Here is a 15,033-nt window from a genome sequence, read left to right as displayed (position 1 = left end):
GGATCTTCCGGCACGGCGATGCTCCCTTCAGGCGCGCCGGTAGACGGCGGGGCGCTTCTCGGCGAAGGCCCGGGTGCCCTCTTTCGCGTCGGAGCTGGCGAGGACGGGCCGGCCCCGTTCGAGTTCGAGGGCGAGGCCGTCGGCTTCGGCGAGGCCGGCGGAGTCGTGGACGCAGGCCTTGACGGCCTCGACGGCCAGCGGGCCGTTGGCGTTGATCAGCCCGGCGGTCTCCAGCGCCCGTTCCAGGGCGGTGCCGTCGGGGACGACGTGACCGATGAGGCCGATGCGCTCGGCCTCGGCCGCTGTGTAGGGGCGGCCGGTGAGCAGCATCTCCAGGGCGTGGGTGCGCGGGATCTGGCGCGGGAGGCGGACGGTGGAGCCGCCGACGGGGAAGAGGCCGCGGCGCACCTCGAAGAGGCCGAAGACGGCGCTCTCCCCGGCGATGCGGATGTCGGTGCCCTGGAGGATCTCGGTGCCGCCCGCGACGCAGGGCCCCTCGACCGCGGCGATGACCGGTTTGCGCGGCCGGTAGTGGCGGAGCATGGCCTTCCAGTGCAGGTCGGGGTCGGCCTTGAACCGGGCGCGGCACGGGTCGTCGCCCGCGGGGCCCGGCCCGTGCAGGGCCTTGAGGTCCATGCCGGAGCAGAAGGCCCCGCCCGCGCCGGTGAGGACGACGGAGCGGACGGCGTCGTCTTCGTCGGCCTCCAGCCAGCCGTCGTGGAGCCCGGCCAGCATCGGCAGCGACAGGGCGTTCTTCGCTTCCGGCCGGTTGAGGGTGAGCACCAGCGTGGCGCCGATGCGTTCGACCGTGAGGTGTTCGGTGCCGCTCATGGGTTGCCCCTCCCGTCCCGACGACCAGAACAGGGTGCAGGAGGCGTGTCCGGGGTACAAGGCTTTTCTGACATCCCGTCAGATTTTTGGGGCGCCCTCCCTTCCTCCCTGCGGCGCGCGGCGCTCTAATGGGCGCGCGGCCGCCGTTCGCCCCGGAGTCGCCCTTCACCCGGGGCCGCCGTTCCACCGAGTCGCCGTTCCGCCGGGCAGGAGGAGACGTGGACTACAACCTCGCCGATCTCTTCGAGTCGGTCGTGGACGCGGTGCCCGGCCGGGAGGCCCTGGTCCACGCGGACCTCCCCGGGAGCGGTGCCGAGCGACGGCTGACGTACGCGCAGCTCGACGCGGCGGCCAACCGGCTCGCGCACCACCTGCGCGACAGCGGGATCCGGCCCGGCGACCACGTCGGCCTGCACCTTTACAACGGCGTCGAGTACCTGCAGACGTTCTGGGCCTGCCTGAAGATCCGGGCGGTGCCCGTCAACGTCAACTACCGCTACGTCGAGGACGAGCTGGCCTACCTCTACCGCGACGCCGACCTCGTGGCGCTGGTCTTCGACGCCGCCTTCACCGGCCGGGTGGCGGCGGCGCTGCCCCGTACGCAGCTGCTGCGCCACCTCGTGCGGGCCGGCACGCCACCGCACGGGGCGCCCGAACCCGCCCTCACGCCCGTCCCCTTCACGGAGGCCGAGGCCTCGGGGTCGCCCCTGCGCGGCTTCGGGCCGCGCTCGGGGGACGATCAGGTCATCATCTACACCGGCGGCACGACGGGCCTGCCCAAGGGCGTGATGTGGCGGCAGGAGGACCTGTTCTTCTCCGGCCTCGGCGGAGGAGCGCCCACGGGCGAGCCGGTCAAAGACCCACGGGAGCTGGCCGCGCGCGTCGCGGACGGGGGCGAGGGCCTGGTCTTCTTCCCCACCGCGCCGCTGATGCACGGCACGTCCACGCTCACCGCGCTCATCGCCTTCGACTACGGCCAGAAGGCCGTGCTGCACCGGAAGTTCGCCCCCGAGGAGGTGCTGCGCACCGTCGCGAAGGAGAAGGTCACCTGTATCTCGCTGGTCGGTGACGCGATGCTGCGCCCCCTGGTGGACGCGCTGGCCGGGCCGATGCGGGGCACCGGCTGCTCGTCGCTGTTCAGCGTCAGCAGTTCGGGCGCGGTCCTCTCCGCCACCGTGCGGGAGCAGTTCACGGCGCTGCTGCCGCACGTGGCGCTGCTGAACAACTTCGGCTCCTCGGAATCGGGATTCAACGGCACCGCGACGGACGGGGCGGGCGCGAGCGGGGGCGGGGAGGGCGCGGCTTGGGGCGGCGCGGGCGGCGGCTTGCGGCTGCGCGTCAACGACCGCACGGCCGTAGTCGACCCGGTCACGCACGAACCCGTCGCGCCCGGCGAGGAGGGACGCGTCGCCCAGCGCGGCCACGTACCGCTCGGCTACTACAACGACCCCGCCCGGACCGAGGCGACGTTCTTCCGGGCGGGGGGCGAACGGTGGGTGCTGCTCGGCGACATGGCGCGGGCCGGCGCGGACGGCGAGATCACCGTGCTGGGGCGGGGCTCGCAGTGCATCAACACCGGCGGCGAGAAGGTGTACCCGGAGGAGGTCGAACAGGCGCTCAAGGCCCATCCGGACGTGTACGACGTGCTGGTCGCGGGCATTCCGGACGAGCGGTGGGGACAGCGCGTCGCCGCCGTCGTCCAGCCGCGCGCGGGGGCGGGGCCCCTGACCCTGGACGGGCTGCAGGCGCACTGCCGGGCGCGGCTGGCGGGCTACAAGGTGCCGCGCAGCGTGGTCTTCACGGAGCGGATACGCAGGTCTCCGAGCGGGAAGGCCGACTACCGGTGGGCGCGGGCGGTGGCGGAGGACGGCGGGTGACCGGTTCGCGCGGCCGGTTCATGCGACCGGAGCTCGCGCAGCCGCTTTATGTGACCGGTTCGCCCGGCACCGCTTTTCCACAGGGCCCGGCATCCCTCTTGACGCCCGGCGGCGCCTCTGGATACTTAAGCCCATGCAACGACCGAACGATCGGTTGGTTCCCCGGGACGCAGCCGAGCGGATGACGCGCGAAGAGCTGACGGCACTGCAGCTGGAGCGGCTGCGGGCCACCTTGCGGCACGCCTACGAGAACGTGCCCTTCTACCGGCGCTCCTTCGACGCCGCGGGCATACGGCCCGACGACTGCCGCACCCTCGCCGACCTCGCCCGCCTCCCGTTCACCACCAAGGCCGATCTCCGGGAGCACTACCCCTTCGGCATGTTCGCCGTGCCCGATACCCGGATCCGGCGCCTGCACGCCTCCAGCGGGACCACCGGCACGCCCACCGTCGTCGGCTACACCGACCGGGATCTGGACACGTGGGCCGAGGTCGTCGCCCGCTCCATCCGCGCCGCCGGCGGCCGGCCCGGCGACAGGATCCACGTGGCCTACGGCTACGGGCTGTTCACCGGCGGTCTCGGAGCGCACTACGGCGCCGAGCGGCTCGGCTGCACGGTGATCCCCGCCTCCGGCGGCATGACCGCGCGCCAGGTCCGGCTCATCCAGGACCTGCAGCCACAGATCATCATGGTGACGCCCACCTACATGCTCACCCTGCTCGACGAGTTCGAGCGCCAGGGCGTCGACCCGCGCAGCACGTCGCTGACCACCGGCATCTTCGGCGCCGAGCCCTGGACGGAGGAGATGCGCCGGGAGATCGAGGAGCGCTTCGCCATCGACGCCGTCGACATATACGGCCTCTCGGAGATCATCGGTCCCGGCGTCGCCCAGGAGTGCGCCGAGACCAAGGACGGCCTGCACATCTGGGAGGACCACTTCTACCCGGAGATCGTCGACCCGGTCACGGGCGAGGTGCTGCCCGAGGGCAGCCACGGCGAGCTGGTCCTCACCTCCCTCACCAAGGAGGCCATGCCCGTCGTGCGCTACCGCACCCGCGACCTCACCCGGCTCCTGCCCGGCACCGCCCGTCCCGCCTTCCGCCGGATGGAGCGGATCACCGGGCGCAGCGACGACATGATCATCCTGCGGGGCGTCAACCTCTTCCCCGCGCAGATCGAGGAGATCGTGCTGCGGACGCCGGGCCTCGCCCCGCACTTCCAGCTGCGCCTCACCCGCGAGGGCAGGATGGACCACCTCACCGTGCGGGCCGAGGCCCGCCCGGAGGCGACGCCGGAGCAGCGCGGGGCCGCCTCCGGCGAGGTGGCGCGGCAAGTGAAGGAGGGCATCGGCGTCACGGTGACCGTCGAGGTGGTCGACGGCGGGACGCTGGAGCGGTCGGTGGGCAAGCTGAAGCGCATCGTGGACGAGAGGGGAAAGCGGTGACGCCCTCCGGCGGGCAGCGGGCCCGGGCACGCCGGATCCCGCCCGGGCGGATCCGGGCAACGGCGCCCCGGCACCTGCCGGCTGCCGCGTCCTGGCGGCCCGGCAGCGGCAGCGGCAGCGGCAGCGGCAGCGGCAGCGGCAGCGGCAGCGGCAGCGGCAGCGGCAGCGGCAGGGTATGCCTGCCACGACGGCGCAGCACCGTCTCGGCGGGGTGCGGGCGGATCCGCGATCACCGGACCGGACGGCGACGCGCCGTCGTGATCAGCCGGGTGGTACGGTGCCGAACCGCTCCCGGAGTTCCCGTTTCAGCACCTTGCCGGAGGCATTCCGCGGCAGCTCGTCCACGAACAGGACACGCTTGGGCGCCTTGAAGGAAGCGAGCCGCTCCCGCGCGTACGCCCTCAGCTCCTCCTCGGTCACGCCGTCGCGCGCGACGACCACGGCGGTGACCGCCTCGATCCAGCGGGCGTCGGGAAGCCCGATGACGGCCGCATCGGCGACCGCCGGATGACCGTAGAGCACGTCCTCGACCTGGCGGGAGGCGACCAGCACGCCGCCGGAGTTGATGACGTCCTTGAGCCGGTCCACCACCGTGAGGTAGCCCTCGGCGTCCCGGACGGCCATGTCGCCGGAGTGGAACCAGCCGTCCCGGAAGGCCTCCTCGGTCTCCCCGGGCTTGCCCCAGTAGCCCCGGCACAGCTGCGGGGAGCGGTAGACGACCTCGCCGGGCGTGCCGTCGGGCACGTCGGCGCCCTTGTCGTCCACGACGCGCGCCTCGACGAACAGCACGGGCCGCCCGCACGAGTCCATCCGCCCCTCGTGCTCCTCCGGCCGCAGCACGGTGGCCAGCGGCCCGATCTCGCTCTGCCCGAAGCAGTTGTAGAACGCGAGGCGGGGCAGGTGCGCGCGCAGCCGCTCCAGGACCGGCACGGGCATGACGGACGCGCCGTAGTACGCCTTGCGCAGCGCCGACAGGTCCCGGCCGGCGAAGCCGGGGTGACCGGCCAGTGCGATCCACACGGTCGGCGGGGCGAAGAAGCTGTCGGCCCGCCCCGCCTCCACCAGTTCGAGGACGCGGTCCGGGTCCGGAGCGTCGATGAGGGTGTTCTCCGCGCCCACGGCCAGGGACGGCAGCAGGAACACGTGCATCTGCGCCGAGTGGTAGAGCGGCAGGGCGTGCAGCGGCCGGTCCGTCTCCCGGAGGTCCAGGGCGGTGATCGCGCTCAGATAGGCGTGCACGAGCGCGCCGTGCGTCATCATCGCGCCCTTGGGCTGCGCCGTGGTGCCGGAGGTGTAGAGCAGCTGCACGAGATCGTCCCGGTCCGGGCCCCCGGTGAACAGGGTCGCGCTGCCCGTGCGCCGGAGATGCTGCGCCGACCGCTCCAGCAGGGAATCCGTGGCGTCGCGCAGCGGCAGGGTGCGGACGGAAGCGGGCAGCCGGTGGGCCAGGTGCGGGTCGGTCAGCACCAGCGCGCTGCCCGACTGCTCCAGGATGTAGCCCAGTTCCCCGCCGGTGAGCTGGTGGTTGACGGGCACGTGCACCAGGCCCGCGCGGGCGCAGGCCAGGAAGCCGATCAGATAGGCGTCGGAGTTGTGCCCGTAGGCGGCGACGCGGTCGCCGTCGCGCAGCCCGCTGTCGCGCAGGGCCACGGCGGCGCCCGTCACGGCCTCGTCCAGCTCGCGGTACGTCCAGGTGCGCTCCCCGTACCGCAGGGCCGTCCGCTCCGGCACGCGCCGGGCCGAGCGCCGCAGAATGCCGTCCACCGTGCTCTCGCGGGCTCCCGTCATGCCCGGATCCTGGGGGCCGCCGTGCGCCGAGGTCAAGAGGGCACGACGACGGACGGGCGCGACGACGGACGGGCAGGACCGGGCGGGCAGGCGGGGCGGGCACGGGGCGGCACGGGGCAGCGCCGCCTCCGTCGTCAACTCCCCGCCCTGCGCCGGCGTCCTACCTCCCACAGGTGACAACTCGTCCCTCAGTAGCCATGGGAGCCACGTTGCTCTTACGCCATCGCATACGTGCCCTCGCGGGCCTCGGCCTGGCGACGCTGACCTGCGCCGTCGCCCTGCCGGGCGAGGCCACGGCCGCCACCGGCGCCGCGCCCGCCACTGCAGCCACGCCCGCCACCGGCGGCCGCGCCTCGGGCGGCGGCCTGTCCGCCGTCATCCGCTACACCGAGTACGGCGTTCCGCACATCGTCGCGAAGGACTACGCGAACCTCGGCTTCGGCACCGGCTGGGCCCAGGCCGCCGACCAGGTGTGCACCCTCGCCGACGGGTTCGTGACCCTGCGCGGCGAGCGCTCGGCCCGCTTCGGCCCCGACGCGAAGCCCGACGGCTCGCTGTCGTCCGCCACCACCAACCTCTCCAGCGACCTGTTCTTCCGCGGCCTGAACGAGGCGAAGGCCGTCGACAGGATCCTCGGCACACCCGCCCCGGCCGGACCCACCCGGCAGGCCAAGGAGCTCATGCGCGGCTGGGCCGCGGGCTACAACGCCTGGCTGGCGCAGAACCGCATCACCGACCCGGCCTGCCGCGGCGCCGGCTGGGTCACCCCGGTGACCGCCCTGGACGTGGCCCGGCGCGGCTACGCCATCACCGTCCTCGGCGGCCAGGGCATGGCCGCCGACGGCATCGCCGCCGACGCACGGCCGGGGGCCGCTCCCCGTACGGCCGAGGCGGCCAAGGCCCCGGCGGACCCCGCCGAAGCGGCCCGCAAGGTCGTCGACGAGCAGCGGAAGAACGCCGGCATGGGCTCGAACGCGGTCGCCTTCGCGGGCTCCACCACGGCGAACGGGCGCGGCCTGCTGCTCGGCAACCCCCACTACCCCTGGCAGGGCGGCCGCCGCTTCTGGCAGTCGCAGCAGACCATCCCCGGCGAGCTGAACGTCTCCGGCGGCTCGCTGCTCGGCATGCCCGTCGTGCAGATCGGCTTCAACGAGCGGATGGCCTGGAGCCACACGGTCGCCACCGGCGTGCCGGTCAGCCTGTACGAACTGAAGACCGTGCCCGGCGACGCCCACGCCTACCTCGTGGACGGCAGGCCCGAGCGGATGACCGAGCGCACGGTCACCGTGCCCGTCCGGGGCAAGGACGGCCGCACCTCCCGGATCACCCGCAGCCAGTGGTGGACGCGCTACGGGCCGGTGGTCACCTCGATCGACGACCTGCCCCTGCCCTGGGCCGACGGCAAGGCCTACGCCCTGACCGACCCCAATGCCGAAAGCCTGCGCTTCACCGACGCCTCGCTCTCCCTGGCCAAGTCCCGCAGCGTGCGCGGCGCCCAGGACGCCCTGCGCCGCACGCAGGGCCTGCCGTGGGTGAACACGATCGCCGCCGACTCCGGCGGGCACAGCCTCTACACCCAGTCGCAGGTCCTGCCCCGGGTCACCGACGAGCTCGCCGGGCGCTGCTCCACCGCCCTCGGCAGGCAGACGTTCCCGGCCGCGGGCCTGGCCGTCCTGGACGGCTCCCGCGGCGGCTGCGCGCTGGGGCGCGACGCCGACGCCGTCCAGCCGGGTATCTTCGGCCCCTCCGCGATGCCGTCGCTGGTCGACGCACCATACGCAGAAAACTCCAACGACAGCCCCTGGCTGGCCAACGCGGACCGCCCGCTCACCGGCTACCCGCGGATCTTCGGCGACGTCTCCACCGCCCGCTCGCTGCGCACGCGCGGCGCGGTCGAGGACGTGTCCGCCCTGGCGAAGCGCGGTGGGCTGACCGTGGCGGACCTGGAGCGGCAGCAGTTCGCGAACCGTGCCCCCGCGGGCGACCTGGCCGCGGCCGGTGCGGCGAAGGCCTGCGCCGCGCTGCCGGGCGGCAGGGCGACGGGCAGTGACGGCAAGCCGGTCGACGTCTCCGCGGCCTGCGGAGTGCTGGCCCGCTGGGACCGGACGGTTCGTACGGACAGCAAGGGCGCGGTCCTCTTCGACCGCTTCTGGCGCAGGCTCGTGCGCTCCGCTCCGCAGGCCGAGCTGTGGCGCGTGCCCTTCTCCCCCGCCTCCCCCGTGACCACGCCGAACACGCTGAACACGGCGTCCCCCGCGGTCGGCCGCGCCCTCGCCGACGCGGTCGCCGAGCTGCGCGGGGCGGGCATCGCCCTGGACGCACCCCTGGGCGAGCACCAGTTCGTCGAGCGCAACGGCAAGCGCATCCCCGTTGCGGGCGGCGCCGACGCGCTGGGCATCTGGAACATGATCGAGTCGGCGCCGTGGGACTCCGCCCGCGGCGGCTACTCCGAGGTCCGGCACGGCTCCAGCTACATCCAGGCCGTCGGCTTCGACGGCGGCCCCTGCCCGGCGGCCCGCACCCTCCTGACGTACGGGCAGTCCTCCGACCCCACCTCACCGCACTACGCGGACCAGACCCGGCTGTTCTCGGCCGGCCGCATGGTCACGGCCCGCTTCTGCGAGAAGGACATCCTGTCCTCGCCGCAGCTGCGGGTGGTGCGCGTGGGCGAACGCTGACGGTCCGCTCCTGCCGGTTTCCGGGCCGGGCGCCGCTCACACCGGGCGGTCCCGGCCCTTCCAGTAGGGCTCCCGCAGGCGGCGTTTGTAGAGCTTGCCGTTGGGGTCGCGGGGCATGGCGGTGATGAACTCGACGGCCTTGGGCCGCTTGTAGCCGGCCAGCGACCCGGCGCAGTGCGCGAGGATGTCCGCCGCCAGCGGGGCGCCCGGTGCGTACCCCTCGGCCGGCTCGACGACGGCGCGCACCTCCTCGCCCCAGTCGTCGTGCGGCACGCCGAAGACGGCGGCGTCGGCGACGGCCGGGTGGGCGAGCAGCACGGACTCGATCTCCGCGGGGTAGATGTTGACGCCCCCGGAGATGATCAGGTCGATCTTGCGGTCGCGCAGGAAGAGATAGCCGTCCTCGTCGAGACAGCCGAGGTCGCCGACGGTGAAGAAGTCGCCGATGCGGTTGTCGCGGGTCTTGCCGGCGTCCTTGTGGTACGTGAAGCCGCCGGTGCTCATCTTCATGTAGACGGTGCCGAGGCGGCCCGCCGGCAGGCGGTTGCCGTCGTCGTCGAAGACGGCGAGCTCGCTGATGGGCCAGGCCTTGCCGACCGTGCCGGGCTTCTTCAGCCAGTCCTCGGCAGTGGCGAAGGCGCCGCCGCCCTCGCTGGCCGCGTAGTACTCCTCGATGCAGCCGCCCCACCAGTCGATCATCGCCCGTTTGACGTGCTCGGGGCAGGGCGCGGCGCCGTGCACGGCGTGCCGCATGGACGAGACGTCGTAGCGGGCCCGGACGTGCTCCGGCAGGCCGAGCAGCCGCTGGAACTGGGTGGGGACCATGTGCGTGTGCGTGCACCGGTACGTCTCGATCAGGCGCAGCATCTCCTCGGGCGTCCACTTGTCCATCACCACCAGCCGGTGGCCGATGTGCAGGGACGCGGCCGCGAACTGCAGGACGGCCGTGTGGTAGAGCGGTGAGCACACCAGGTGGGTGTTGCCGTCGAACGGCCGGATGCCGAAGATGCCCAGGAACCCGCCGAGGTGGCCCTCCTCGGGCGGCTTGCCGGTGAGCGGGCGGCGGATGCCGCGCGGCCGGCCGGTCGTACCGGAGGTGTAGTTCATGACCCAGCCGAGGGTGCGGTCGGCGGGCGGGGTGTCCGGGCGGTGGTCGAGGAGGGCGGCGTACGGGCGGAAGCCGGCGATGTCCCCGACGGCGTAGCGCCGTGCGGCGGGCAGGCCGGCCTCGTCGGCGGCCGCCGTGGCCGTGGCGGCGAACCGATCGTGGGCGATGAGGGCCTTGGCCTCGCTGTCGGCGACGATCCAGGCGATCTCCGGCCCGACGAGGTGGTGGTTGACCGGCACCAGGTAGAGACCGGCCTGGGTGGCGGCGAGGTGGGCGGTGAGGAGCTCGGCGCCGTTGGGCAGGACGGCGGCGAAGGCGTCGCCGGCGCGCAGCCCCGCGGCGCGCAGCCCGTGGACGAGCCGGTTGGCGGCGCCGTGCAGGCGCCCGGCGGTCCACGTGCCTCCGGCCGGGTCGACCAGGACGACGCGGTCGGGGTCGGCGGCGGCCTGCGCCCAGAAGCCGTTGGGCGGTCGGGGTGCCATGGGGCCTCCTTCGGACAGCGGATGGACGGCGAGGCGGGCGTGCCTGGGGTCGGTCACTGCGGCGCGGGCCCGTTCCGGTCCGCGTTGCCGCGGCAGGCAGGACGATCGCCGGGCACGACCGGGCCCGTCGCGGCCCGTTCGGAGCCGTGCGCGACGCCGGCGGCGGGGGGCGTTGCGCGGTGCCGGACGGTGGACGGCTCCGGCTCGTCAGCGGCCGGTCCCGCTCCGCAGCCCTGCCCGGAATCGCCGGTGCCCGGCCCGGCACCGGGCGTCGAAGGCGCCCCGCGGGCACCGGTCGTGGACGGGTGCGGCACGTCCGTAGGCAGGTGCGGCCCGTCCGCGGCCGGTCCTGCCCGCCCCGCAGGGGCACCCGCTCCCGCCGCGATGCGGCCCAGCCGCGCGACGGCGCGGTCGAAGCCCCTCGTCAGGTCGTCGAAGACGGCCTGCACGCTGCGGCGGCTGTTCATGCTGCCCACGATCTGGCCGACCGGTGTGCCCAGCAGCGGCGCGGCCTCGTACTTCTGGATGCGCGTCAGGGCCTCGGCGACGAGGAGGCCCTGCAGGGGCATGGGGAGGGGGCCGGGGCCGGACGGGTCGTCCCAGGCCTCGGTCCAGGCCGTGCGCAGCTGGCGGGCGGGCTTGCCGGACAGGGCGCGGGAGCGCACGGTGTCGCCGGAGCCCGCGGCGAGGAGCTTGGCGGTCAGGGCCTGCGAGCCCAGGTCGGCCTCCTCGGTGGTGAGCCAGAGGGAGCCGAGCCAGACGCCTTGGGCGCCGAGGGCGAGCCCGGCGGCGATCTGCTCGCCGGAGCCGATGCCGCCGGCGGCCAGGACGGGCAGCGGGCCGACGGCGCGGACGATCTCCGGGGTGAGGACCATGGTGGCGATCTCACCGGTGTGGCCGCCGGCCTCGTAGCCCTGGGCGACGACGACGTCGATGCCGGCGTCGGCGTGCCGGGTGGCGTGCCGGGCGCTGCCGGCGAGCGCGGCGACGAGGGTGCCGTGGGCGTGGGCGCGCTGCACGACGTCGGCGGGCGGCGGGCCGAGGGCGTTGGCGAGCAGTGCGAGCGGGTGGTCGAAGGCGGCGTCCAGCTGGGCGCGGGCGACGTCCTCCAGCCAGCCGGTGATGCGCCAGCCCCGCCGGTCCCCGGCGGCCAGTTCGGGGACGCCGTGCCGGGCGAGGAGCTCGCGGACGAAGCGGCGGTGCCCGTCCGGGATCATCGCTTCGACGTCGGCCTCGGTGACTCCCTCGGCCCGTCCGGCGGGCATGACGACGTCGAGCCCGTACGGTCTGCCGCCGGTGTGCGCGTCCATCCAGGCGAGGTCCCGGGCGAGCGCTGCGGGGTCGGTGTAGCGGACGGCGCCGAGGACGCCGAGCCCTCCGGCCCGGGAGATCGCCGCGGCGACCGCGGGGAAGGGCGTGAAGCCGAAGACGGCGTGCTCGATGCCCAGCCGCTGGCTCAGCTCGGTCTGCATGGGCGGCAGGATGCCGCAGGAGGCCGGGCGAGGGAAGAGGTTTTCTGACGTAGCGTCAGACAAGATGGACCGCCGGGCATGAGGGAGGGCCGGCTACCGGTGCAGCGGTCGCCCCCGCGTCTGCCCGACCCGCCGGACCGCCGCGACCTGGCGGTAGAGCTCCACGGCCTCGGTGGAGCGGCCGAGCTGTTCGAGGCAGTGCGCCTCGTCGTTGCGGCTGGTGAGGGCGTCCGGGTGGTCGGCCCCGAGCACCCGCTGCCGGGCCTGCGCGACCTCGCGGTAGACGGCGAGGGCCTCGGTCCAGCGCCCCAGCCAGCCGAGCCCGACCGCGATCTCGCGCCGGCTGACCAGCGTCTCGGGGTGGTCGGCGCCCAGCACGCGCTCGCGGACCGCGCAGACGTCGCGGGCCTCGGCCAGGGCCTCCTCCCAGCGGCCGAGGCGGCCGAGGTTGACGCCGAGGCAGTGCCGGGCGCGCAGGGTGTCCGGGTCGTCGGGGCCCTGGGAGCGGGTGCGCTCGTCGACCAGGTCGCGGAAGAGCCCCAGGGCCTCCGCGCTGCGCTGGAGGCGGCCGAGGCAGATGCCCGTCTCGTAGCGGGCGGCGAGCGTGTCGGGGTGGCCGGCGCCGAGCACCCGCTGCCGGGCGACGGCCACTTCGCGGTAGGTCTGCAGCGCCTCGGTCCAGCGGTTCAGCTGTCCGAGGGCGTAGCCGACCTCGTAGCGGCTGACGAGCGTGTCCGGGTGGGCGGGGCCCAGGACCCGCGAGCGGGTGACGGCGACCTCGCACGCCATGCGGTACGACTCCTCCAGCCGGCCGAGGCGCCCCAGGTTGAAGGCCAGGTTGTGGCGGCAGCGCAGGGTGTCGGGGTGGTCGGGGCCCGCGGTCCGCTCGCGCGCGGCGAGCACGGCGGCGTACACGTCGTGCGCCTCGAAGTGCCGGCCGAGCTGCCCGAGGACGTACGCCGTCTCCTGGCGCGCGGCGAGCGTCGCGGGGTGGTCCGCGCCCAGGACGCGCTCGCGCCCGGACGCGGCACGGGCGTACTCGCGCAGCGCCTCGCCCGGCCGCCCCAGCATGCTGAGGGCGAAGGCGGCCTCGTAGCGGCTGGTGAGGGTGTCGGGGTGCTCGGGGCCCTGGAGGCGCTCGCGGTCGGCGGCGACGGCGGCGTGCGCACGCCCGGCCTCCTCCCAGCGGCCCAGCCGGCCCAGGCGCAGCCCTTCCTGATGGCGGGCCACAAGCGCGGCGACGGCCTCCGGCGCGGGCGGGGCGAACGCCTCCGGGCCGGCGGCCGGGCCTGCGCCGGGCACGGCCTCCGGCCCGGTTCCGCTGCCCCGGGTGGGCGCCGGCAGCCCGGTCGGCTCCGCCGCTCCCGTCGGGCCCGCCGTCCAGGCGCCCGTGAGCGCCGCCGCCGGGTCCGGCGGGGGCGCCGTCCGCGGGCCGGGGCCGGTCGCCTTGGAGCCCGTGGTCATGTTCCTGGCCCAGCCGGGCAGCCGCGGCTCGGGCAGCCGCACGGACGCCCGCACGGGGCGCGGGCGGGTCTCGGGCAGCGTCCGGTGCACGGTCGCCAGGCGGGCGAGCCGGTCCGGGGGCTCCAGCACGAGCAGGCGGCCGTGGAGGTCCGCGGCGTCGGGAGGACGGTCGTCGGGGTCCTTGGCGAGCAGGTCGAGGACGATGCGCTCGAAGGCCTCCGGCAGTTCGGGCCGGTGGGTGCGCGGCCGCTCGGGCGCGGTGTCCCGGTGGCCGACGAGCACGGCCCAGGCGTCGTCCATGTCGAACGGCGGGGCGCCGGTGGCGATCTCGTACAGCACGCACCCCAGGGAGTACAGGTCGCTGCGGTGGTCGACCGGGCCGCCGCCGATCTGCTCGGGCGACATGTAGTGGGGCGTGCCCATGGCGATGCCCGTGCCGGTCAGGCGGGAGGAGAAGGAGGACGAGTAGGAGAGGGAATCGCCCAGCCGGGCGATGCCGAAGTCGCAGATCTTCACCGTGCCGTCGGCCAGCCGCATGATGTTGGCGGGTTTGAGGTCCCGGTGGACGACGCCCTGGCGGTGGGTGTAGGCGAGGGAGGCGGCGACCTGCTCCGCGATCTCCAGGATGACGGGCAGGGCGAGCGGCATGCCGCCGGTGTCCTCCAGCAGCTCGCTGAGGTTGCGGCCGTCGAGGAGCTCCATGACCAGGTAGAGCACGCCCTCGGACTCGCCGAAGTCGTGGATGACGGTGATGCCGCGGTGCTGCAGGGCCGCCGCGACGCGCGCCTCGCGGCGGAAGCGCTCGCGCAGCACCCGCAGGTACGACGGCTCGTGCCGGGGCCCCATGGGCTTGAGGCACTTGACGGCGACCTGCCGGCCGAGCGACTCGTCGAGCGCCCGCCACACCTCGCCCATCCCGCCCCGCCCGATGCGTTCGAGCAGGCGGTACCGCCCTTGGATCAGCCTGGATTCCGCCATCCCGCGCCGCCGCCCCCGTCGATGCCCCGCGCTTCCCCCGGCCCGTCCAGTATGGCGGCCCGTCTGTGCAGGTTGTAGGAGGAGGGACGGCTACCGGGACCGAGTCTGGCGACGGCTCGGAGGATGTGCTTGGGAGGCAGCTGCCAGCGGAGGTCCGCGGGGATCGTGCGCAGCGCGGCGCCGGCGGCGCGCAGGCGGCGGGTGACGACGTGCGGGGGCGGGGCCTGCCGCCCGTACAGCTCGTGGGCGTAGGGAGGCAGCGCGGCGTACGCGAGGGAGGCCACCCGCCCCCAGAGCAACTCCCGCGCCGGGACCACCGGAAAGGGGACGGGCGGGCGCCGCAGGAAGGCGTCGACCCCGCGGGCCTCCGGGGTGAGGGCGAGCTCGGGCCGGACCTTCTCGAAGTAGGCGGCCATCCGCCCCGCCGTGTCGGGCACGCCGGCGGGGTCGAGGCCCACCAGGCGGGCGGAGGTCCGGTGTTCGGCGCAGTAGGCGTCGGCCTGGGCGTCGCTGAGCGCGATGCCGGAGCGGCGCAGGACGTGGAGGTAGGAGTCGACCTCGGCGCAGTGCACCCACAGGAGCAGGGCGGGGTCGTCCACGGGGTAGCGCTCGCCGGTGTCCGGATCGGTGGCGGACAGCCTGCGGTGGATGCCGCGCACGGCCGCACCCGCGCGCTCGGCGGCCTCGGTGGTGCCGTACGTGGTGGTGCCCACGAAGTCCGCGGTGCGGCGCAGGCGGCCCCAGGCGTCCTTGCGGAAGTCGGAGTTCTGCGTGACGCCGCGGACCGCGCGCGGGTGCAGCGCCTGCAGCCACAGGGCGCGCACCCCGGCGATCCACATCATGGGGTCGCCGTGCAGCTGCCAGGTGACCGATGCGGGCCCGAAGAGCCCGGGGTCGGCGTGCGGCATGGG

8 protein-coding genes and 1 pseudogene are annotated in these 15,033 nt (G+C 74.8%); 3 read left to right on the top strand and 6 right to left on the bottom strand.

Annotated elements, in window-relative coordinates; all coding sequences use genetic code 11:
- Positions 1-27: 27 nt before the first annotated feature.
- Positions 28-831, bottom strand: a complete 804-nt coding sequence (locus IE241_RS24175; RefSeq protein ID WP_190023926.1) for a crotonase/enoyl-CoA hydratase family protein — start codon at positions 829-831, stop codon at positions 28-30.
- A 218-nt stretch (positions 832-1,049) separates the two neighbouring features.
- On the opposite strand from IE241_RS24175, the gene IE241_RS24170 reads away from it, so the two are divergent.
- Positions 1,050-2,708 carry an acyl-CoA synthetase gene (locus tag IE241_RS24170; RefSeq protein ID WP_190023925.1) on the top strand — a complete coding sequence of 553 codons (1,659 nt, stop codon included), beginning with the start codon at positions 1,050-1,052 and terminating at the stop codon, positions 2,706-2,708.
- Between the two features lie 133 nt (positions 2,709-2,841).
- On the top strand, positions 2,842-4,152 hold the full coding sequence (paaK, locus tag IE241_RS24165) for a phenylacetate--CoA ligase PaaK (protein ID WP_190023924.1): 1,311 nt from the start codon (positions 2,842-2,844) through the stop codon (positions 4,150-4,152).
- A 261-nt stretch (positions 4,153-4,413) separates the two neighbouring features.
- Here paaK and IE241_RS24160 read toward each other — a convergent pair whose 3' ends face one another.
- Entirely contained in the window at positions 4,414-5,940 is a 1,527-nt protein-coding gene (locus tag IE241_RS24160) for an acyl-CoA synthetase (protein WP_190023923.1), read from the bottom strand.
- A gap of 209 nt (positions 5,941-6,149) precedes the next feature.
- Between IE241_RS24160 and IE241_RS24155 the strand changes: the two genes are divergently transcribed.
- Positions 6,150-8,618, top strand: a complete 2,469-nt coding sequence (locus IE241_RS24155; protein ID WP_190023922.1) for a penicillin acylase family protein — start codon at positions 6,150-6,152, stop codon at positions 8,616-8,618.
- 36 nt (positions 8,619-8,654) lie between these two features.
- Here the strand turns inward: IE241_RS24155 and IE241_RS24150 are convergent, their stop codons facing one another.
- From IE241_RS24150 to IE241_RS24135, 4 genes and pseudogenes are all read right to left on the bottom strand, one after another.
- Positions 8,655-10,208 carry an acyl-CoA synthetase gene (locus IE241_RS24150; protein WP_190023921.1) on the bottom strand — a complete coding sequence of 518 codons (1,554 nt, stop codon included), beginning with the start codon at positions 10,206-10,208 and terminating at the stop codon, positions 8,655-8,657.
- 377 nt (positions 10,209-10,585) lie between these two features.
- Positions 10,586-11,680, bottom strand: a pseudogene (locus tag IE241_RS24145) (NAD(P)H-dependent flavin oxidoreductase); the annotation flags it as partial.
- A gap of 93 nt (positions 11,681-11,773) precedes the next feature.
- On the bottom strand, positions 11,774-14,122 hold the full coding sequence (locus tag IE241_RS24140) for a serine/threonine-protein kinase (protein WP_190023920.1): 2,349 nt from the start codon (positions 14,120-14,122) through the stop codon (positions 11,774-11,776).
- Positions 14,104-15,030 carry an oxygenase MpaB family protein gene (locus tag IE241_RS24135; RefSeq protein WP_190023919.1) on the bottom strand — a complete coding sequence of 309 codons (927 nt, stop codon included), beginning with the start codon at positions 15,028-15,030 and terminating at the stop codon, positions 14,104-14,106. Before IE241_RS24135 ends, IE241_RS24140 begins: the two co-directional genes overlap by 19 nt.
- Positions 15,031-15,033: the final 3 nt, after the last annotated feature.

Origin of the sequence: Streptomyces hiroshimensis (genome assembly GCF_014650335.1) — a bacterium.
GTDB lineage: Bacteria > Actinomycetota > Actinomycetes > Streptomycetales > Streptomycetaceae > Streptomyces > Streptomyces hiroshimensis.
This window is presented reverse-complemented; position numbering and strand designations above follow the sequence as displayed.

What these genes read in the sequence shown, in the direction of transcription:
- IE241_RS24175 (WP_190023926.1), bottom strand. Translation starts at nt 831, where the DNA reads ATGAGCGGCACCGAACACCTCACGGTCGAACGCATCGGCGCCACGCTG.
- paaK (WP_190023924.1), top strand. Translation starts at nt 2,842, where the DNA reads ATGCAACGACCGAACGATCGGTTGGTTCCCCGGGACGCAGCCGAGCGG.
- IE241_RS24160 (WP_190023923.1), bottom strand. Translation starts at nt 5,940, where the DNA reads ATGACGGGAGCCCGCGAGAGCACGGTGGACGGCATTCTGCGGCGCTCG.
- IE241_RS24150 (WP_190023921.1), bottom strand. Translation starts at nt 10,208, where the DNA reads ATGGCACCCCGACCGCCCAACGGCTTCTGGGCGCAGGCCGCCGCCGAC.
- IE241_RS24140 (WP_190023920.1), bottom strand. Translation starts at nt 14,122, where the DNA reads ATGGCGGAATCCAGGCTGATCCAAGGGCGGTACCGCCTGCTCGAACGC.
- IE241_RS24135 (WP_190023919.1), bottom strand. Translation starts at nt 15,030, where the DNA reads ATGCCGCACGCCGACCCCGGGCTCTTCGGGCCCGCATCGGTCACCTGG.